We start from the raw sequence: 20,042 nt of genomic DNA, 5'->3' as shown, positions 1-20,042 counted from the left end.
GGAGCTGGGGTGGGAGGGGTGATTCATGCCCGGACGCCATGCCGCCGCGAGCCAGCCGCGCCGAAGCCGTGGCCTCCTCGTCCTCGTGGTGGTGCTCGCCCTCCTGATCCCCATCGCTGCGTTCGTCGTCGTGCGGGAGCTCCGGATCGCCACGATCGGCCACCCTGATCCCTGCAGTGGCACTCTCCGAGTTCACCTCGCCGCGCCGCCGGAGATCGCGGGACCGTTGAAGCGGATCGCCATGCGGGTCGAGAACGACCGGGTTCCGGTGGACGGCGCCTGCGTGACCTACTCCGTGACCCCCGCGGCCTCGCGCGACGTCTACGCCCGACTCTCCGGGGACAGCGCGACGAAGACGCCTGACCTGTGGATCCCCGACACCTGGGAATGGGTGGCGCGCACCGGCATCCCCAAGGACCGGCTGCTCTCCCTCAGCCCGTCCGTCGCCACGTCACCGCTGGTCCTCGCCACCAGCCAGACCCAGGCCGACGACCTGCAGGACGACGCGGGGAGCTGGGCCACCCTGGCGACCGCCGGCCGGATGGCCCTCGGCGACGCGGAGGAGTCAGGGGTCGCGCTCAGCGCCCTGCTCGCCCTCCGGCGATCGTTCACCGACGAGCCAGCGACGGCCCGGACCAACCTCGGCACCAGCATCCTCGCGCTGACCAAGGAACGCGTCGACGATCTCGACGTCGAGCTCGACCGTGCCACCGGTGACGGTCTGATCCGTGGGGTCCCCGCCACCGAGCAGCAGGTACTCAATGTGCGGCGCCAGAACCCGAAGGCCGACATCGTCCCGGTCGTACCCGCTGGTGGAACCGTCCACCTGGACTATCCCCTGGTGGCCGTCCTGCACGAGAAACGGAACGGTGCGCGGTTGATCGAGGCCGGCGCCACCCTGATGCGGTACGCCGACGCCACGAGCGGCCGGGCGGAGTTCCGCAAGGCCGGCTTCCGCGACTACCGCGACCAGGCACCTCCCCCAGACGCCGACGCCGCGGGCGAGGTCACCGTCCTGCCGCCCAGCACCCTGGACGACGCCGACGAGGTGCTCAGAAGCTGGGCCGCCATGAGCCTCGAGTCGCGCCTCCTCACCGTGGTCGACGTGTCCCACTCGATGGTGGTCGAGGCTGGCGAGCGCACCCGGATCGAGCTGGCCCGCGATGCCGCCAAGACGGCGTTCACCTACCTGCCGAACACCGCGGCAGTCGGCCTGTGGCAGTTCTCCGAGAACCGCGACGGTGCCCGGCCCTACCTCCAGCTGTCGCCCACCGAACCGCTCACCCCGCAGCACCGCGCCGACCTCAACGCCGACCTCGACGCGTTGCCTGGACAGACCGGAGGGAGCGGCGCGCTCTACGACACGGTCCTCGCCGCCTACCGGACCGTCCAGGCCGGCTACGACCCGACCCGCGTCAACTCTCTCGTACTCCTCACCGACGCCTGCCCGGGTGCCTCGGCAGAGACCGAGGCCTGCCGGAACGAAGCGGCCACCGGCATGACGATCACGCAGCTGCTCAGCACCCTGGACGCCGAGGCAGACCCTGACCGGCCGGTCGCCCTCACCCTGGTCGGCATCGGAGCGCAGGCCGACCTCGCCGCACTCGACCAGATCGCCGAGGTGACGAACGGCAGGGCCCACCGCGCCAAGAACGCCGGCGAGGTGGAAGGGATCATCATCGACTCGCTCCTACGCCGGCAGTGCGGTCCAGCCTGCGGCTGACGTGGCTGACGTGAACGGACGTGGCTGACGTGAACGGACGTGGCGGACGTCACCAGCCAGCTCGGCGGGCACGCGCCTCGAAGAGCAGGATCGCCGCGGATGCCGCGACATTGAGCGAGTCAGCGGCGCCGAGCATCGGAATCGACACCGCGGTGACGTTCGGCTCCGACCACTCGTGGGACGGGCCCCGACCCTCCGACCCCACGACCACGGCCGTCCGCGGGGTTCGATACCCGCAGTCGCGATAGGTCCGGGCCGCGCGCGGGTCGGCAAGGATGATCTCGAAACCCTGCCGGCCGAGCCATTCCGCCACCTCCCATCCGTCGGCGAACTCCAGGACCGGCATCGACAGAACCGTCCCGCGACTCGCTCCGAACACCCGCCGGTGCGTGAGCCGGACGCGGCGGTTCACCAGGACAAGGCAGTCGGCCCGGCACGCGTCGGCCGTACGGATCAGGGTGCCCAGGTTCCCCGCGTACTCGATGCCGTCAGCCACCAGGACGAGTGCGGACTCGCCGAACTCCCAGGTCCCGGCGTCCCAGTGCGGGAGCTGCGCGAGTGACACCAGGCCGTCCGGCTTCTCGCGGTCGCTCAGGCGGGCGAGGACCTTCTCCGAGATCTCGTACGCAGTGCTGGCCGTCGCGCACATCCGGTCGGCGCAGACGCGGGCCCGGGTGGTCCGCGTGGCGCCGGGGCACCACAGGAACGTGTCGGCCTTCGTACCGGAGGCGAGCAACATCTCGTGCGCCCAGGCTCCCTCCACGACGATGGAGCGAGGCGGGGCGGCGGTGGAGTTCTTCGCTGTCGCCAGGGTGAGGCGCACCTGGGGATGGTGGAGACCGACGCGTTGCAGCGTCATCGTCGTACTCCGGACGTGGGGCGGCGGCGCGCCAAGATCCGCGCGGCCGCGGGGAGACGGGGACACAGCTGGACGCCTGAGGGCCAGCACGACGAACCTGGCCCGCGTGATCCTTCGTCGTCGAGGAACCGGCAGGCCGACAGTCAGGCAGAGGCGCTAGGTCCCCCACATCTCCATGGGCGTGATGCTAGGACCGCGGTCCTACGTTCGGCACCTGATTTTTCCCCGCGGGGAAGGGAGGATGGGGTCATGCAGGAGGAGGGCAGGGACGCGTCCAGGCGACGGCCCGGCAGCACGGTGCGGGTCCGCGTGCGCGACCTCGACGGCGCCTCGACCCGTGACCGCGACGACCGGCTCGCCACCGAGGAACCCCTGGAGATCCGGGTCGCCTGGCCGGGTGCCGCACCCCGGCCGATCGTCGTGACCATGCGGACGCCCGGCGCCGACTTCGAGCTCGCGGCCGGGTTCCTCCGCTCGGAAAGTCTCGTTACCAGGGCCGACGATGTGGTCCGGCTCGCGTACTGCACCGATGCCAGCCTCACCGCCGAGCAGCTGTACAACGTCGTGACGGTGGACCTCGCACGGGCGCCGGCCGAACCGCCGTCGGCGAGGTACGGCGCCGCCACGGCCGCATGCGGGGTGTGCGGCAAGGAAAGCCTTGCCGAGCTGGAGATCCGCGGCTGTCAACCTGTCCTTGCGGGACCCGTGGTCGAGGCGTCGACGCTGTGTGCCCTGCCGGATCGGCTCCGTGCGGCGCAGGATGTCTTCAGCCGGACCGGCGGACTCCATGCGGCGGGCCTCTTCTCGCCCGATGGCGAGCTTCTCTGCGCCCGCGAGGACATCGGCCGCCACAACGCGGTCGACAAGGTGGTTGGCTGGGCGTTTCTGCAGGATCTCCTCCCGCTGTCTGGCCAGCTGCTCGTCGTCAGCGGACGAGCGGGATACGAGATCTGCCAGAAGGCCCTCGCGGCCGGGCTACCGTTCGTCGCCGCCGTCGGCGCACCGTCCAGCCTTGCCGTCGACCTGGCCGAACGCTTCGAGATGACCGTGGTGGGATTCCTGCGCGGCGAGCGCTTCGTGGTCTACAGCCATCCCGAACGCACGACCGGCCTGCCCGCCGATGCCGATGACCGCCGTGAGGCCGGTGGCGAAGGCGGGACCCGGCCGGTCTAGCCGTCCGCTGAGATCGCCCCGTCAGAGGTCGTGAAGGTGAGTTGGGTGCAGGGATGGTCCACCTCGGGTGGTCCGAGATCGCGGCTACCCATCGGACCGTCCGCCACCTCGGCCACCACCGCGGGCCAGAACTGACCGGCCGCGGCGTTCGCCTGGTCGAACTCCAGGCACCATCGGCCGGGGAACCGCCGGAGCAGTGCGCGGGCGGCCGCCCTGCCGACACCGTGCCGGCGATGCGCCCTCAGGACGAAGAACTCCGCCACCTGGTTGGTCCCGTCGTCCAGTCGCCGCATCAGAGCGAAGCCCGCGATCTGGTCGCCCGCCACGATGAACGACGCATGCCGCCCGGCCTCGACGAAGTAGTGGTCGAGATAGCGGTACGGGTACGTGCCGTGCGGAGTCAGCTCCAACGTCCGGATCTCGGAGAAGTCGTAGAGGTACAGCTGCAGCAACCTGTCGAGGACCGGCTTGTGGCCTTCCCTGACCGCGACCAGCCGAACTTCGGGCGGTGCCGGTGTGCCCGAGGTTCGGCCGCCCGGTGCCTCGACCGCGTCCTCGCTCATGGGGCGGAAGCCTGCCACGCGACTCGCGCTCAGGTGTCGTCCACCCGGACGATGCGGGCGCCGGCGACCGTTCCGGCGTAGCGATCGGGTACGCAGGTGAGAAGGATGACCTGGTTGCTCTCCCCCGCCCTGGCCAGCAGCGACCCCATCGCCTCGAGCCGGGTCGGGTCCGACCAGCCGAGCGCGTCGTCGAGCACGACGGGGACGCCGCTCCCGTCCGTGGCGGTGAGCCCGGCGATCGCCAGGCGTACGACGGTCGCGAGCTGCTCCCGTGCGCCGGTCGACAACGACGACACGGGCACGGTCACCCCGTCACGGGTCCGGGTCCGCACCTCGAGGTCATCGCCCAGCGCGATCCCGAACGACGGGCCGTAGACGACCCGGCCCAGAGTCTCGATCCGCTCGCGCAGTGGGGCGGAGTAACGCCGGCGGGCTTCGGTACGGTGCCGCACGAGCGTCTCGCGGAGTCGACTGGCCGCCAACGCACGGCGTTCGACGGCCTCGGCGCGGGTCTCGGCGTGGGCGAGTTCGGCGTGCGCGCGCTCGACCGCGGACGCCAGCCCTTGGACACCTGCCATCTCGAGCCGACCCTCGACCCGCCGCAGTTGGCCGGCGAGATCGTCGACCTGGCTGGCGAGCTGCCCACGTAGGGCGGCCGCCTCGACCAGGCGCTCCTCCAGCCGGTCGACGCCGCTCGCGGCCAGCGCGTCCTCAGCCTGGGCGAGCTGGCCGGCGAGGACGGCGAACTCCGACTCGACCTCCGCTACCGCCGCACTCAGGTCGTCGTCGGAAGCCGTCTCGCGGGCGGCCGCTACCGCCGCGTGGAGATCGTCGCGACGTTCCAGCTCCTGTTCGGCGCGGACCCGGGCGGCGGTCGCCTCGCCACTCGCCGTTTCGTACTGCTTGCGGGCCTGCGCCTCGCGCTCCTCCACCTCGGCGAGGTCCCGGGCGCCTGCCGCCTCAGCCTCCTGTGCCCTGACCAGAGCGGCACGCAGCTCGTCGGAGGACTCCGCCGCCGACCCGTCCGCGTCGGGCGCGGCCCCACCGTCGTCCTGGCCCGCCACCGCGGCGTCCAACCGCGCGCGGAGCAGGTCGCGGTCCGCGATCAGGTCGTCGGCCGATGCACCGTCGAGCCGGCGGGCCAACGCGTCGCGGGCCGCGGCCAGGGCCTGTGCAGACTCCGCACGGGCGCGTGCCGCCCGGCGGACGTCGGTGATGTCGGACACACCGAGATCGGCGAGCAGGTCCCGCTCGTGATGTTCGGCGTCGGCGCACGCGGCGGCCAGCTCGGCGGCACCAGCCCCGGGCCGTACCGTCACCTCCACGATGCCGCGCACCGCGACCGTCGTGTCTCGCTCGACGACGACGTCGACCGTCGGATCGGTGAACGGGTCGCCCCCGACCTCGACCTCGCCGGCGCCCAGCCGCTCCACGACGAGCTTCGGCGAGCCCGCGTGCAGGGCCGCCCGGGCGGTGAGAACGTCGCGATGCGCGGCCTCGGCCGCTTCGAGGACGCCGTCGTCGATCGTGGCCTGGGCCAGCTGGGAGGCCAGCCGACGCTCGTCGGCGCGGGCCGCCTCGACTTCGGCCAACCGCCCTTCCAGAGCTGCGAGGTCGGCCCGGTCGCGTAGCCGGGCCAGGTCCGCTTCGAACCGGCGTACGGTCGCGCGGCGGTTCGCCAGGTCCTCCCGGGCCGTGCGCAACGCCGCGGTCCGCTGGTCGAGCTCGTTCTCGGCCGTACGCAGGACACCGCCGGCCTGGCGGGCGACCTCCACGGCTGCCGCCGCAGTCTCCTCGCGCTTCGCCGCGTCGTGACGGAGCTGGTGACGGCGCGACAGCTCGCCACGGGCCGCGATACGACGCTCCCTCGCGAGATCGGCGTCCCGGCGCAGCCGTTCGACCCGTCCGATCAGCTCCGAGGCGGAATGCCGGCGGGACTCGAGCTCGCCGACCCGTGCCGCCTGCTCGGTCAGCCGAGACGCGAGGACCTCCCGGTCGCGGCCGAGACGCTCGGCCCGTTCCACGTCCTGCTCGACCTCGCCGAGCTTTGCTTCCGCGTCCGCCACCGCCACCCGAGCCCTGTCGCGGTCGTCGAGCACGTGGGCGTATTCGCCGGTCGGGCGGCCGGTCGGGGTGAAGTAGCGCAGGAACTCTGCCTCGACGGCACCGACCAGAGGGACCGCGGCGCCGTGGTCGACCTCGCCTCCGGCCACGTCGTCCAACGCGGTGAGCACGGCCGTGACCCAACCGGCGACCGGAACGGCGAGGCTGTCCTCCTGCCCGACGGACAGTGCGGCCCAGAGCGTCCGGTCGACGTGCTCGCCGAACAACCGGGCCGCCTCGTCGTGGGCCTCCCGACCGGTCAACGCCCGGTCGTCCGGCTCGACCCTGAGCTCGGTCGCGCGTTGCCGGAACCATTGTTTGCGATAGTGCAGGCGGACATCGCCGAAGCTGACCTCGGCGGCGACCTCAGTGCCGACGTCCCGCCCCACCGGCTGCACGGCGCGTACCTTCGCCGCCTTCGAATCGTCCGGCAGCTCGAACAGCAACGCGAGCGCTTCCAGCAGGCTCGACTTCCCGGTCTCGTTGTCGCCCACGATGACCGTGACCCCGGAGGTGTCGAAGGCGAGCTCGCGTTCGGTGACGCCCCGGAAGTGCCGCAACGAGATCCGGTGCAGTCTCACCCGGCGCCTCCTGTCGTGCGTCCTGCCCGTGCGGGCCGATGCGTCCGCCCAGAGCCGTGGCTCATGCGACACCACCCGCGAGCCGGTGGAGCAACGCGAGCGCGTCGGCCGCCTGGGTGTCCCCGCCACCTGTCGCGATCCGAAGCTCCTCCAGGGCCGCCCGCGCGGGGCCCGTCACCGGTAGCTCGTCCAGGTCGCCGTCGTCGGGGAGAACCGTCACCGCCCAGTGCCGGTTCCAGCGCTGGATGGCAGCGTAGACCTCCTCCTGCGCCTCGAGCAGCATCTCCAACCTGGTGAGACCGCCGACCGTCAGGCTGCCCTGGACACCAAGGCGTACGACGGTGCGAGACTTGTCCGGCTGTGCTCCCAGCCACGCGGCGAGCTCGTCGAGACCGTCGTCGACGTCGACGTCCACCACGTGGGACCGAAGCCGCCAGGTGCCGACTGACACGGGCGTGACGGTGCACGCGTCGCCAGGACCGACCTCGACCACGAGGACCTCGCCTGGCCGTTCCTCTTCCGGCCGGGTCGGCTCCGGGGTGCCGGAGTACCAGATCCGCCCCGTCTCCCCGACCGACGTGAGCGAGTGCCGGTCCCCGAGCGCGACGTAGTGCAGCCGACCCTCCTCGATCGCCTGCTGCAGCGGTTCCAACCGGATCAGGGCCGGGTCACCCGAGCTGGCCGCGAGCGACTCGACCTGGCCGTGACCGACGAGAATCCGCACGGCGCCGGCGTCCGGAACCTCCGCCCACCCCTCCACCGCGCCCAGCGGATCGCTCACCGACCGGCGCGTACGCCAGGGAACACCGACCACCTCGACACCGGCGACCGGCCGGCGGGGTGTGGAGTCGGTGAGGATCTCGACCTGGCTGGGAAGGTGCGCCGCCAGCATCGGGCTGGACCAGACCGTGCCGGGCTCGAGGGAGTCATGGTTGCCCGGCACCATCAGCACCGGACACGCGATGGCGCGAAGGGCGTCACAGGCGCGCGAGACCACCTGCCGGTCGACCTGGTTGGCGTCGAAGACGTCGCCGGCCACCACCACGAATGCGGCCTTGTGCTCGCGCGCCACGGCACCGATCCGCTCGATGGCGTCGATGCGGGCCTGGCTGTAGCGCGCGCCGGCCTCGGGACCGAGAAACCGCCGCATCATGCCGAGCTGCCAGTCGCTGGTGTGCACGAAGGTGACAGGCGTGCCCTGCGGGCCGGGACGAGTCATCGCAGAGGTGATCGCCATGATGTACCGCACGCTAGCGGGGACCGCCGACGATGCGCGCGCCGCCACGCCCGCAACCGGCGGCACGAGCGGCTCCGAACTCCCGAGCGCCAGCCCAAGGGGTCAGCGCGGGTACGAAGCGGCTGGCCGACCTGGAAGGCTTCTCCGCATGCCGGACCAGCAGCCCACTCCGCCGGACGTGCCTCCCGCCTCCGGACGTGCGTACGCCGTCGTCGACATCGACGGTGTCCTGGCCGATGTCCGACATCGGCTACGGCATGTGGAACGACGGCCGAAGGACTGGGACGCGTTCTTCGCTGCCGCGGCCGGCGACCCGCCGTTCGCCGAGGGTCTTGCCGTCGCCCGGAGGCTCGCCTCCGAGCACGAGGTGGTCTACCTGTCCGGCCGTCCCGAACGGCTCCGGCATACGACCGAACGGTGGCTGGCCAGGCACGACGCACCGTCGGGGCCCCTCCACCTGCGCCGTGACGGGGACCGCCGCCCGGCCCGACAGGTCAAGCTCGGAGTGGTCCGCCGGCTCGCCGCGGCCGCTCCCGTGGCTGTCGTCGTCGACGACGACCCGGAGGTGTGCGCCGCGGTGAAGGCCGCAGGATTCTCCGTCTTCCAGGCGAGCTGGGCATTTGTCGACGGAACGGATGACAACGGTGCGAAACGGACTTTGCGTGAGGCCCAGGAGGGCGACGGACGAACCTGACGCACAGCCCGGATCGCCCGATTTTCCATGGGTTTCGGTGGTAATGACCGCGCCAATAGTCCGCGATCGGTGATTGTTAACGAATTGGCCACACCGTTAGAGTCTGTCCGGTCGCGCCGCGCCAGGCGCGATTACGACCCGCTTCGCCGAGCTCCGCCCAGCGGTGTCGTAAGGCCGATTTCCATCGAGAGGGCGGAGTCGGAGGAACCAACGACGGACCCGCGCAGGCTACGAGGGTCCTTGGGGTGAAGCCGCTTTCGTGCGGCCGGGCATTCCTCTCGCCCGAACCCGACAGCTCACTCCGCAGGCGACGAGAGGGAGCACTCCAGCATGCCCAAGAACGCACGACATCGCGGCGCGAGCCGACCCAGCAGGACCGCAAAGAAGGTGACGAAGACCGCCGCGCTCACCGGTGTGGCGGCCGCCGTGCCCGTCGTCGGATTCACCGGCCTGGCTCAGGCCGCGACGACCGACACCTGGGATCGTCTCGCTCAGTGCGAGAGCAGCGGTGACTGGCAGATCAACACCGGCAACGGCTACTACGGCGGCCTGCAGTTCGCCCAGACGACCTGGGAGGAGTTCGGCGGTACGACCTACGCCGAACGTGCGGACCTCGCCACCAAGGCGGAGCAGATCGAGATCGCGGAGAAGGTGCTGGACGTTCAGGGGTGGAACGCCTGGCCCGCCTGCTCGGCCGAACTCGGTCTCGATGAGAGCGACAAGGCCGGCGACTCGACCACCTCGACGGACACCAGCGAGGACACCGCCAGCCAGGACACCACCAGCGACGACTCCGCTGACCAGGATGCCGCTCGCGACGAGGCGGCTGACCGGACAACCCGCAGCGGGGAGCGCACCGCGGTCTCGGAGGGCACGACCGCGACCAAGCCTTCCGAGCGGGAGACCTACACGATCCGTACCGGCGACACGCTCTGGGACATCGCGATCTCCCACGACGTCGACGGCGGATGGCCGTCGCTGTGGTCGCTCAACCGGGACTCCCTCTCGAGCGGCGACCCGGACCTCATCTTCCCCGAGGAGAAGGTTCGGCTGCGTTGATCCGGCGCCGCTAGCGGCCCCACAGACCGAGCGCCCCGCCTGTCCCCCCGCAGGTGGGGCGCTCGCCTTTCCTGGCCAAGGTTCCCGGCCCCGGGACGGGCACAGGTCGGTCGAGGTCCACCCCGGCCGGCCAGCAGCCAGCTCCCCCTCGACAACTGACCCTTCGCCGACGACAGACGCACGCCCTTGACAACTGGTTCCTGAACCGGTTTAGATCTGAACCGGTTTTGTGAACGACAGATGTCCGGATCCTCACCTCGGGATGTGTGATGGCCAAGCGGCGCCCCACGATCGCGGACGTGGCGCGCCGTGCCGGCGTCTCCAAGGGGGCCGTGTCGTTCGCTCTCAACGACCGGCCCGGCGTCGCCGAAGCCACCCGCGTACGTATTCTCGAAGCAGCTGACGCGCTGGGGTGGCGACCGAGCCAGCGGGCGCGGTCGCTCTCGGTCTCCCGGGCGTTCGCTCTGGGGTTGGTCATCGCACGGGAGCCGGCACTTCTCGGGTCCGACCCGTTCTTCCCCGCGTTCATCGCCGGCGTCGAGACGGTGCTCGCCGGTCAGGGCCAGGCGCTCGTCCTGCAGGTGGTCGGTGCCGGCCCACCGGAGGAGGAGGGCTACCGGCGCCTCGCGCAGGACGCCCGGGTGGACGGCGTGTTCCTCATCGACCTCCGTCGGGGTGATCCGCGGATCGCGCTGGTGGAGGACCTCGGTCTGCCCGCCGTGACGCTCAACCGCCCGGACACCCCGTCCTCGTTTCCAGCAGTGTGTCTCGACGACCGGCCGGGCATCACCGCGGTGGTCGACCACCTCGCCGGGCTCGGTCACACCAGGATCGCGCACGTCGCCGGTCCGGATGACTTCCTGCATGGGCACGGACGCCGGCAGGCGTTCGTCGACGCGCTCGAGACCCACGGTCTGCCGGAGGCTCCGATCGAGGTCGGCGACTTCACCGCCGCCGGCGGTACCGCCGCCACCCGCCGCCTGCTGGAACTCCCAGACCCACCTACGGCGATCGTGTACGCCAACGACCTGATGGCCATCGCCGGCATCAGCGCGGCCCATGGCCTCGGCCGCACCGTGCCGGACGACCTGTCGGTCACGGGCTACGACGACACCGAGTTGTCCGCCCACATCCACCCGTCCCTCACGACCGTACGTACGGACGTCTTCGGCTGGGGCCAGGTCGCGGCCCGCACCCTGCTCGCCCTCGTCGACGGCGAGCCCGCGAGCGACGTCGCGCTCGACCCGGCCGAACTCGTCGTACGGAACTCGACCGCACAGTGCCGATCAGCAGGCAGACCATCAACGGGCAGCCGATCAGCAGGCAGACCATCAACGGGCAGCCGATCAACGGGCAGACCATCAACGGGGAATCCACCAGCGGAGCACAGCTCTACTCCGGAGGACTCATGAAGCGCACCACCCTCGCCACGACATCCGCCGCAGCGCTCGCCGCGACCCTGCTGGCGGCCACCGCCTGCGGTGGCGGCGACACGACGAACTCGGACGCGGCCACCGCCCGCGGACCGATAAAGGTCTGGTACTCCAACAACGAACAGGAAGTCGCCTGGGGCAAGCAGATGGTTGCGGCCTGGAACTCCGCCCATCCGAAGGAGAAGGTCACCGCGCAGCAGATCCCGGAGGGCAAGAGCTCGGAAGAAGTGATCGGTGCCGCGATCACCGCGGGCAACTCACCCTGCCTGATCTTCAACACCGCGCCCGCCGCCGTGCCGCAGTTCCAGAAGCAGGGCGGCCTGGTGCCGCTCGACGACTTCGACGGGGCGACGGACTACATCGAGGAGCGCACCGGCGACCGTGCCGAGCAGTACCGCTCCCCCGACGGCAAGTACTACCAGCTGCCCTGGAAGTCCAACCCCGTGATGATCTTCTACAACAAGGAGATCTTCGCCAAGGCCGGGATCGACGCCGACAACCCGCCGCTCCAGACCTACGACGAGTTCCTCCAGACCGCCAGGACCATTGTGAAGAGCGGCGCGGCCGACTACGCCATCTGGCCCTCACCGACGGCGGAGTTCTTCCAACCCTGGTTCGACTTCTACCCGCTGTTCGCGGCCGAGACCGGAGGCGAGCAGTTGGTCGACGACGGCAAGGCGACGTTCGCCTCCGACGAGGGCAAACAGGTCGCGGCCTTCTGGAAGAGCCTCTACGACGAGAAGCTCGCCTCGCAGGAGACCTACAACGGCGACTCGTTCGGCGAGGGCAAGGCGGCGATGGCGATCGTCGGGCCGTGGGCGATCGCGTCGTACAAGGACTCGATCGACTGGGGCGTCGCCCCGGTGCCGACCTCCGGGGGCACCTCGCCCGAGGACACCTACACGTTCGCCGACGCGAAGAACGTCGCGATGTACTCCGCCTGCAAGAACCGCGGCACCGCCTGGGACCTGCTGAAGTTCGCCACAGCGGAGGAACAGGACGGCAAGCTGCTCGAGATGACCGGCCAGATGCCGATGCGGGCCGATCTCTCGGAGGTATACCCGGACTACTTCGCCGCGCACGAGGAATACGCCACCTTCGCCGCACAGGCCGACCGCACGGTCGAGGTGCCCAACGTCGCGAACTCCATCGAGATCTGGCAGGCGTTCCGCGACGCGTACTCGCGTTCGGTGATCTTCGGCAAGCAGCCGGTGGACGCCGAACTCGACCAGGTGGCAACAAAGATCGACGGCCTCGCCGGCCAGTCCTGATTCAGGACCGGGGCAGGGTCGGACAGGATCGGGCCGTCATGATGATCGGTAAGCCCAGTGGGCGAGCGTCGTTGGGGGCGGTGTTCGTCGCGCCCTACGTCGTGTTCCTCGCGGCGGTCTTCGCCTACCCGCTGGGCTTCGCGGTCTACATGTCGTTCCACGACTACTTCTTCGCCGCACCCGGTGCGATCGTGGAGCGGCCGTTCGTCGGGTTGGCCAACTACGCCACGGTGCTGGGCGATCCGGCGGTGTGGCGGTCGTTCCGGAACGTCGGGGTCTTCCTGGTGATCAACGTCCCGCTCACGGCGGCGCTCTCGCTGGTGCTGGCGACCGCGCTCAACGCCAGCATGCGGTTGCGGGCGTTCTTCCGGGTGAGCTACTACGTCCCCTACATCACCGCGAGCGTCGCCGTGGTCGGCGTGTGGCTGTTCCTGTTCAATTCCGGCGGGCTGGTCAACAAGGTGCTCGGCCCGCTCGCACCCGACCCGTCGTGGCTCGTCAACGAACGGTTGGCGATGCCGACGATCGCGTTGTACGTCACGTGGAAGGGGCTCGGCTTCTTCATTCTTCTCTACCTCGCGGCCCTGCAGAACGTGCCGACCGAGTTGTACGAATCGGCCGCAGTCGACGGTGCGGGTCGGTGGCGGTCGTTCTGGGTGGTGACGGTGCCGGGAGTTCGGCCGGCCACGACGCTGGTGGTGCTGCTGGCGACCATCACCGGGGCGAACCTCTTCACCGAGCCGTACCTCCTCACCGGGGGCGGCGGACCCGACGGAGCCTCGGCCTCACCGGTGCTGCTGATGTACCAGCGCGGCATCGAACAGGGCAATCCTGACATCGCCTCGGCGATCGGCGTCATCCTCGTCGTCGCCGTCCTGCTCGTCGCGCTGCTGCAGCGCCGGCTGCTGGACGAGAGGTGAGAGCATGACCGTCAAGGACACCTTGACGCCCGGTCGGCATCGTACGGCCAGTGCCATGCGGGACCGTCGCACGAGGTCCCGCCGGCCAGCGGTGCTGCGGTTCGTCCTCCTGCTGGTCGGGGCGTTCGTATTCCTGTTTCCCTTCTACTACATGCTGGTCGGCAGTCTGCAGGACGAGCCCGACACCTCTCCCGCGGGCGCGTTCCCGGCGCCGGGCAACCTCACCCTCGCCAACTACCGCGAGATCGACGGGGCCATCGACCTGCTCCGCTCGCTCGTGAACTCCGGCCTCTTCACCGGCGGAGTCATTCTTGCCACGGTGGTGTTCGGCGTCCTGGCCGGCTATGCCCTGGCCCAGTTGGAGTTCCGCGGCCGCGGTGTCGTCTTCCACGCGATGCTGCTCGTCCAGGTCGTGCCGTTCCAGCTGCTGATCATCCCGCTCTACGTCCTGATCGCCCGCAACTACGGGCTGGCCGACAACTACCTGGGAATGATCCTTCCGTTCGCGATCAACTCGACGGCGGTCTTCATCTTCCGGCAGTACTTCCTGCAGCTCCCCGCCGAACTCTTCGACGCGGCACGCATCGACGGGGCCGGCGAGTTGGCGATCCTCGTCCGGATCGCTGTTCCCCTTGTCAAGCCCGCCTTGCTCACCGCGGTGCTCCTGACCTTCATCGGTCCGTGGAACGAGTTCCTGTGGCCGTTCCTCATCACCAAGGAAGCGGACATGCAGCCGCTCGCGGTCTCCTTGGCCAGCTACATGGACAGCGTCGCGGCCCGGGCGGCCAACCCGTTCGGCGCGATCCTGGCTGGTGCGTGCGTGCTGGCCGCTCCGGCCGTGGCGCTGTTCCTCGCGTTCCAGCGCCACTTCGTCTCCACCAACCTCGGCAGCAGCGTGAAAGGTTGAGCAGTTTGACACAGCAGGACACCTCCCCCGTTTCCACGAACGGCCCCGCCCTTTCGGCGACATCGGTTCCGTACACCCTCACCCGCCTGGGCGTGGTGATGGCGCCCGAACCTGGCAACGACCTCGAAGCCGACGGCGTACTCAACCCCGCCAGCGGTCGTACGCCGGACGGCCGGCTGCACCTGCTCCCCCGGCTGGTCGCGTCCGGCAACGTGTCGCGGGTGGGGCTCGCCGAGGTGGTGCTCAAGGACGGCGTACCGGTCGGCGTCGAGCGCCGCGGCGTCGTACTCGCCCCCGACCAGGGATGGGAACGCGGCCTCGCCAACGCCGGCGTCGAGGATCCCCGCACGACGTGGATTCCACGGCTCGGCGTGCACCTGATGACCTACGTCGCCTACGGCCCCCTCGGCCCGAAGCTCGCGCTGGCCGTGTCGGAGGACCTGTGCCAGTGGCGGCGGCTCGGGCCGCTGCACTTCTCCTATCAACCTGACCTTGACACCGACCTGAACCTGTTTCCGAACAAGGACGCGGTCTTCTTTCCCGAGCCCGTACCAGGTCCTGACGGCGAGCCGGCGTACGCGATGTTGCACCGCCCGATGTGGGACCTTGGCTGGTTCCGCCCGGGCGAGGGCGTCCACCTGCCGGCGGGGGTCACCGACGAGCGTCCCGGGATCTGGGTGTCGTACGTCCCGGCAGCGGCGGTGGAGCGCGACCTCGGCGCCCTGGTGCACCTGCGCGACCACCGGCTCGTCGCGCTGTCGGAGTACGCGTACGAGGAACTCAAGATCGGCGCGGGTCCACCGCCGATCCGGGTCGAGGAGGGCTGGCTGCTCCTCCACCACGGCGTCGCCGGACATATTCCGCCCGGCTGGGACCCGACCACCCAGCAGGTGCGCTACGGGGCGGGCGCGATGCTGCTGGACCCGTCCGACGTCACGAAGGTCCTCGCCCGCACACCCACGCCGATCCTCGAACCCGAGACGGCGGACGAACTGACCGGCACCGTCGCGAACGTCGTCTTCCCCACCGCCGTCGAGGAAGTCGACGGCGTGCGTTACGTCTTCTACGGCATGGCGGACGCCAAGATCGGCGTCGCCCGGTTAGAGCGGATCCCATGAACCTACGCACGGCCCCGCGCGTACGCACGGCCCAGCAGGTACGAAGGAAGCTCCTTGCCGGCATCGCCGTCGCCGGAGTCCTGGCGGTCGGAGCGGTCGGAGCGATCGCCGGCGCACCCGCCACCGCACCTGCCCGTGCGGCCGAGCCGCTGACCAACCTCGCGCATCTGGACTGGCTCCGCGACGAGGTGGCCCCGCCACGGCAGGCGCGGCACACCACCTACCGGCTCGGCGAGGAGCCCGACCTCGGAGTGCTGTGGACCTACGCCGACCGCCAGGCGGACGGTACGTACAAGCGGATCGGCGGCGGCACCTACGACCCGGCGACCGACACCTACGGGCAGGGTGCGTACAACGCCGACGACATCAGCCGCGCCGCCGTCGTCTACCTGCGGCACTGGCGGCAGACCGGGGCGACGTCCAGCCGAGACGCGGCGTACGACCTCCTGCGCGGGCTCACCTACCTGCAGACCGAGACCGGGCCCGACGCCGGCAACGTCGTGCTGTGGATGCAGCCCGACGGCACCCTCAACCCGAGTGCCGAGCCCAAGGAGGAGCCGGACCCGTCCGACAGTGCCGATTCGTACTGGCTTGCCCGGACCCTCTGGGCGCTGGGCGAGGGATACGCGGCGTTCGAAGGCTCGGACGATCAGGAAGACTCCGCCTTCGCCGCGTTCCTGCGCGACCGGCTCGAACTCGCGCTGGACGCAGTCGACCGTGAAGTCCTCAACCACCACGGCGACTGGCTGGACATCGACGGCACCCGCGCACCCGCCTGGCTCATCGCCGACGGGGCCGACGCCACCGGGGAGGCGCTCCTGGGCCTTTCCGCGTACGTGCGGGCGAGTGGTGACCCGCACGCCCGCGGAGTCCTCGCGAAACTGGCCGAAGGCGTCGCCGCGATGCGGGCCGGTACTCCGCGCACGTGGCCGTACGGAGCGGTCCTTCCCTGGTCCCTGTCCCGCGCCGTGTGGCACGCCTGGGGTGGACTCGCCCCGGCGGGTCTTGCCCAGGCGTACGACGTGCTCGGCGAGAAGCGCCTACGTGACGCCGCGCTGTCCGACACTGCGTCGTTCACGCCGCACCTGCTGATCGCCGCCGGCCCGCAGAACGGCTGGCTGCCCACGCCTGCCGACCAGGTACAGATCGCGTACGGCGCACAGTCGCGGGTGGGGTCGCTCCTGGCCGCGGCCGACGCCGGACGCCGGCCAGCCCTGCGGACCGTCGCCGGCGTCGCGGCCGCGTGGTTCTTCGGGAACAACCCCGCGAGGACGCCGATGTACGACCCTGCGACCGGCCGCACCTTCGACGGCGTGGACGGCACCGGCACGGTCAACCGGAACTCCGGAGCCGAGTCCAGCATCCACGGCCTGCTCGCAATGCTCGCCCTCGACGCCGCACCCGAGGTGGCCGCAGTCGCCCGGTCAGCCGATGTCGCCGAACGCCACACCTGGCAGCTGGTCGAGGCCGAGTCCGGCGTCCTGGCCGGCGACGCGAGCCGGCACGAGCCGGCCGAGGCCTGGACCGGCGAGAGCCTGTGGAGCGGAGGCGCAGGCGTACGCCTGGGCCGGGGTGGCAGCGTCACGTTGGACGTCGCGATCACCGGGCCGAGCGTCCTGATGCCGGTGGTCGAGCTGACGCCGGGCGCGGGCTCGAGTACCTGGGATGCGAGCGCCAGCGGTCTGGGAACGGTCGACCATGGCAAGGTCGGTGCCCAGGGCGACTCACCCGCCCCCGGCCTCCTCGCGGTCCGGACCCTGCCGCGGACGGTCGACAAGGTGACCACCGTCACGGCCACCGGCGCCGACGGACCGGCGCTCGTCGACGCCCTGCTCGTCCAGCCCGAGGTCGAACATCTCGTCGTCGAAGGAGAAGGGCACGCCACGGCGCTCCTGCGCAGCTTCGCGACGAAGACCAGGACCACCACCGTCGAGGTCCCGGGTTCCGGCACGGCCGCCGTCACGGTCCTCGACGAGTCCGGTCGAACCCTGCGTACGCACACCACGACGGACGCCACTGTCAAGGTCACCTTGCCGGCAGGGTGCACTGCGGTCGTCCGCCGCTGAAGCCGACCCTCACTCGGACGGCTCGTGACTGGTGGCGAGGGCGGTCAGCACGGCCAGCATCGCGGTGACCGCGGGTGGCCGGAAGGGTGGTTCGGCGACGGCGGCGTACAGGCGGCGGGACGGCAGTGTCGGCGTGGTCGGTCGTAGCACGACACCGCTGTGGATCGCGCCGCTCGCCAAACTGGGCACGAGGCTGATGCCCACACCGGCGGCGACGAGCGCCTGCTTGCCGTTCCAGTCGTCACACACGAAACCCACCCGCGGCTGGTCGCCGAGCGCCTCGGCCAACGGAACGATCGGCCCCAGGCAGTCGGGGTGCGCCCCTTCGATCCACGTCTCGGCGCGCAGGTCGGCGAGCCGGACCCGCCGTTGTCGGGCGAGCGGGTGGTCCCGCGACAGCGCCAGGCGCAGGTCCTCGTCGAGGAGCCGGACCAACTCGACACCGTCCTGCCGCTGCGGCGCGAGCTGCGAATGGTCACTCGCACCCTTGGCGGCGTGCGGGTCGGCGAACAGCTCCCACGCAGTGACCAGCGCGACGTCGACGCGCCCTTCTCGGACCGCGTGAAGAGGTCCGGACGGGTCGGCCTGGACCAGGCTGAGAGCCACGGCCGGATGGGCGTCGCTGAACTGGCGGATCGCCTCCGGTACGAACGATGTGTTGGCGCTTGCGAAGGCGGACAGCCGCAGGTGACCTGCGTCAAGACCAGCATACGCGCCAAGGCTTGCCTCCATCGCCCGCAGGCGGGCCAGCACGTCACGGGCAAGGTCGACCGCCACGCTGCCGGCGGACGTCGGCACGACCCCTCGGGGCACACGCCGGAAGAGGCGCACCCGCAGCCGCTGCTCCAGTCCGGCGATCTGCCGCGAGATCGCCGGCTGTGTCATCGACAGCGACTCGGCCGCCGCGGAGAACGACCCCCGCTCGCCGACCTCGATCAGCACCCGGAGCGACCACACGTCTAACATGCACACAGCTTATGGCAGATCCAACAAACCTGCATTTGTGCTCATGGCAGCGTCGCCGCACGCTGGACCGTATGAGTGTCACGAACGTTTCCACCCAATCCGTTCCCTCCCTCCGATCCGGCCCGCCGATCGGGCTCGTCACGGTCGTCTTCCTCACCACGCTGATCCACCACGTCTACGGCGGGATCAGCTACGCGAGCGTCGAACGGATCGTCCTTGCCGCCGTGTTCTCGGCGGCGTACGTCCTCACCGCCGGGCTCTTCCTCGCCGGGCGGACCAGGCGATGGGCGCGCTGGCTCTATCAGGGGCTTGTGCTGGTCTTCTGGATCGTCCTGATCGGCGTGTACGAAGGCGGCTACAACCACACGCTCTACGTCGCTCTTCGACTCCTCGGAACCGATCCGCACGACCTGGAGCAGATCTATCCCGGCGGGGGCGATCTGGTGGTCCCGAACGACCTCTTCTTCCAGGGGACAGGGATCCTCACCCTCGCGACGGCACTGTGGGTCGCGTTCGCCTGGGCACGCCGAAAGAGGGACGCGTCATGACCTCCAAGGCGAAGTCTCGTGCCGGCAACGGACAGCGTCGGCCCAGCACCGCCCTCGCCGCCGAGCAGGCCGACGTGCTGTCCGGACACCTGCCGGCACCACCCGCCCGCGTCCTCGACGCCGGCTGCGGGACCGGCGATCTCGCGCTCGCCCTGACCCACAGGGGCTACGACGTGACCGGGGTCGACGTCGACCCGCAGGCGGTCAGGTCTGCGGCGGGCCGGGGGGTACGCGCGGTCGCGGCCGACATCGCCGAGTATGCAGGTGACCAACCGTTCGACGCGGTGGTGTTCTCGCTGTCGCTGCACCATGTGGCCCGGCTGGACGACGCGGTCGCACGTGCCCGGCAACTGCTGGTGCCTGGTGGACACCTGGTGCTCGACGAGTTCGCCTGGGAACGCGCCGACCGGCCGACCGCCGGCTGGTTCTACGACATGGCCGCGATTCTCGGAGCAGCCAACGTCCTGGCCCATGCCGACGACGCCGACGTCTCCGCTGATCCGTTGCGCCGCTGGCAGTACCAGCACCACGACCGCGAGCCGATGCATCCGGGCACCGCACTGACGGCGGCGGTCACGCGACGCTTCGGCGCCTGCGACACCGTCGAGTTCGCCTACCTGTACCGCTACCTGGGCGGATGGGTCCAAGACGACGAAACCGGCCTCCGCATCGTTCGTACCCTGCGCGACATCGAGGAACGCGAGATCATCAACGGCGGCTTCGCCCCGGTCGGCCTGCGCGTGGTCGCTCGGCGCCCCGGCCCTCCCAGATGATCAGCCCAAAGATGATCATGATCATGGGATGGGGCCGGGATGGGGAGG

Annotated in this window: 17 protein-coding genes and 1 riboswitch; of the genes, 12 read left to right on the top strand and 5 right to left on the bottom strand. The window is 70.5% G+C overall.

Going from position 1 to position 20,042, the window contains the following annotated elements; all coding sequences use genetic code 11:
- Window positions 1-25 precede the first annotated feature (25 nt).
- Complete coding sequence (locus ABNF93_RS12400; RefSeq protein ID WP_349328103.1) at window positions 26-1,723, top strand: substrate-binding domain-containing protein; 1,698 nt, start codon at window positions 26-28, stop codon at window positions 1,721-1,723.
- A gap of 49 nt (window positions 1,724-1,772) precedes the next feature.
- On the opposite strand, the gene ABNF93_RS12395 is transcribed toward ABNF93_RS12400, so the two are convergent.
- A complete protein-coding gene (locus ABNF93_RS12395) occupies window positions 1,773-2,582 on the bottom strand; it encodes a TrmH family RNA methyltransferase (RefSeq protein ID WP_349328102.1) in 810 nt (269 codons plus the stop codon).
- Between the two features lie 249 nt (window positions 2,583-2,831).
- Here ABNF93_RS12395 and fdhD point away from each other — a divergent pair, with 249 nt between their 5' ends.
- The gene (gene fdhD, locus ABNF93_RS12390) at window positions 2,832-3,755 is read left to right on the top strand and encodes a formate dehydrogenase accessory sulfurtransferase FdhD (RefSeq protein ID WP_349328101.1); all 924 of its coding nucleotides are present in this window, start codon (window positions 2,832-2,834) and stop codon (window positions 3,753-3,755) included.
- Here the strand turns inward: fdhD and ABNF93_RS12385 are convergent.
- The 3 genes from ABNF93_RS12385 to ABNF93_RS12375 all read right to left on the bottom strand — a co-directional run bounded on the left by ABNF93_RS12385 (window position 3,752) and on the right by ABNF93_RS12375 (window position 8,239).
- The gene (locus ABNF93_RS12385; RefSeq protein ID WP_349328100.1) at window positions 3,752-4,318 is read right to left on the bottom strand and encodes a GNAT family N-acetyltransferase; all 567 of its coding nucleotides are present in this window, start codon (window positions 4,316-4,318) and stop codon (window positions 3,752-3,754) included. The two genes, fdhD and ABNF93_RS12385, sit on opposite strands and share 4 nt — an antisense overlap.
- A gap of 29 nt (window positions 4,319-4,347) precedes the next feature.
- Window positions 4,348-7,002, bottom strand: coding sequence for an ATP-binding protein (locus ABNF93_RS12380; protein WP_349328099.1), 2,655 nt, complete (start codon window positions 7,000-7,002; stop codon window positions 4,348-4,350).
- Window positions 7,003-7,063: 61 nt separating this feature from the next.
- A complete protein-coding gene (locus ABNF93_RS12375; RefSeq protein ID WP_349328098.1) occupies window positions 7,064-8,239 on the bottom strand; it encodes a metallophosphoesterase family protein in 1,176 nt (391 codons plus the stop codon).
- A 148-nt stretch (window positions 8,240-8,387) separates the two neighbouring features.
- On the opposite strand from ABNF93_RS12375, the gene ABNF93_RS12370 reads away from it, so the two are divergent.
- The 8 genes from ABNF93_RS12370 to ABNF93_RS12335 all read left to right on the top strand — a co-directional run bounded on the left by ABNF93_RS12370 (window position 8,388) and on the right by ABNF93_RS12335 (window position 17,707).
- Complete coding sequence (locus ABNF93_RS12370) at window positions 8,388-8,933, top strand: phosphatase domain-containing protein (protein ID WP_349328097.1); 546 nt, start codon at window positions 8,388-8,390, stop codon at window positions 8,931-8,933.
- Between the two features lie 162 nt (window positions 8,934-9,095).
- A riboswitch (cyclic di-AMP (ydaO/yuaA leader) is annotated at window positions 9,096-9,259 on the top strand.
- A 4-nt stretch (window positions 9,260-9,263) separates the two neighbouring features.
- Window positions 9,264-9,992: a transglycosylase family protein gene (locus tag ABNF93_RS12365; RefSeq protein WP_349328096.1), complete on the top strand. Its 729-nt coding sequence runs from the start codon at window positions 9,264-9,266 to the stop codon at window positions 9,990-9,992.
- A 269-nt stretch (window positions 9,993-10,261) separates the two neighbouring features.
- Complete coding sequence (locus ABNF93_RS12360) at window positions 10,262-11,404, top strand: LacI family DNA-binding transcriptional regulator (protein WP_349328095.1); 1,143 nt, start codon at window positions 10,262-10,264, stop codon at window positions 11,402-11,404.
- A complete protein-coding gene (locus ABNF93_RS12355) occupies window positions 11,401-12,696 on the top strand; it encodes an ABC transporter substrate-binding protein (protein WP_349328094.1) in 1,296 nt (431 codons plus the stop codon). The genes ABNF93_RS12360 and ABNF93_RS12355 overlap by 4 nt, the downstream gene beginning before the upstream one ends.
- 38 nt (window positions 12,697-12,734) lie before the next feature.
- Window positions 12,735-13,616 carry a carbohydrate ABC transporter permease gene (locus ABNF93_RS12350; RefSeq protein ID WP_349328093.1) on the top strand — a complete coding sequence of 294 codons (882 nt, stop codon included), beginning with the start codon at window positions 12,735-12,737 and terminating at the stop codon, window positions 13,614-13,616.
- Between the two features lie 4 nt (window positions 13,617-13,620).
- The gene (locus ABNF93_RS12345; RefSeq protein ID WP_349328092.1) at window positions 13,621-14,523 is read left to right on the top strand and encodes a carbohydrate ABC transporter permease; all 903 of its coding nucleotides are present in this window, start codon (window positions 13,621-13,623) and stop codon (window positions 14,521-14,523) included.
- Window positions 14,520-15,641 (top strand): glycoside hydrolase family 130 protein, encoded by a 1,122-nt coding sequence (locus ABNF93_RS12340; RefSeq protein WP_349328091.1) that lies wholly within the window; start codon window positions 14,520-14,522, stop codon window positions 15,639-15,641. Before ABNF93_RS12345 ends, ABNF93_RS12340 begins: the two co-directional genes overlap by 4 nt.
- A complete protein-coding gene (locus ABNF93_RS12335; protein WP_349328090.1) occupies window positions 15,638-17,707 on the top strand; it encodes a hypothetical protein in 2,070 nt (689 codons plus the stop codon). The genes ABNF93_RS12340 and ABNF93_RS12335 overlap by 4 nt, the downstream gene beginning before the upstream one ends.
- A gap of 9 nt (window positions 17,708-17,716) precedes the next feature.
- On the opposite strand, the gene ABNF93_RS12330 is transcribed toward ABNF93_RS12335, so the two are convergent.
- The gene (locus ABNF93_RS12330; RefSeq protein WP_349328089.1) at window positions 17,717-18,673 is read right to left on the bottom strand and encodes a LysR family transcriptional regulator; all 957 of its coding nucleotides are present in this window, start codon (window positions 18,671-18,673) and stop codon (window positions 17,717-17,719) included.
- 71 nt (window positions 18,674-18,744) lie between these two features.
- Between ABNF93_RS12330 and ABNF93_RS12325 the strand changes: the two genes are divergently transcribed.
- Complete coding sequence (locus tag ABNF93_RS12325) at window positions 18,745-19,221, top strand: hypothetical protein (protein WP_349328088.1); 477 nt, start codon at window positions 18,745-18,747, stop codon at window positions 19,219-19,221.
- On the top strand, window positions 19,218-19,994 hold the full coding sequence (locus ABNF93_RS12320; protein WP_349328087.1) for a class I SAM-dependent methyltransferase: 777 nt from the start codon (window positions 19,218-19,220) through the stop codon (window positions 19,992-19,994). Before ABNF93_RS12325 ends, ABNF93_RS12320 begins: the two co-directional genes overlap by 4 nt.
- The last annotated feature ends 48 nt before the right edge of the window (window positions 19,995-20,042 follow it).

The sequence above is a fragment of the Actinopolymorpha sp. B9G3 genome (genome assembly GCF_040120725.1).
Classification (GTDB): Bacteria; Actinomycetota; Actinomycetes; order Propionibacteriales; family Actinopolymorphaceae; genus Thermasporomyces.
The sequence above is the reverse complement of the archived record's forward strand: the minus strand, read 5'-3'. Positions and strand labels throughout refer to the sequence as shown.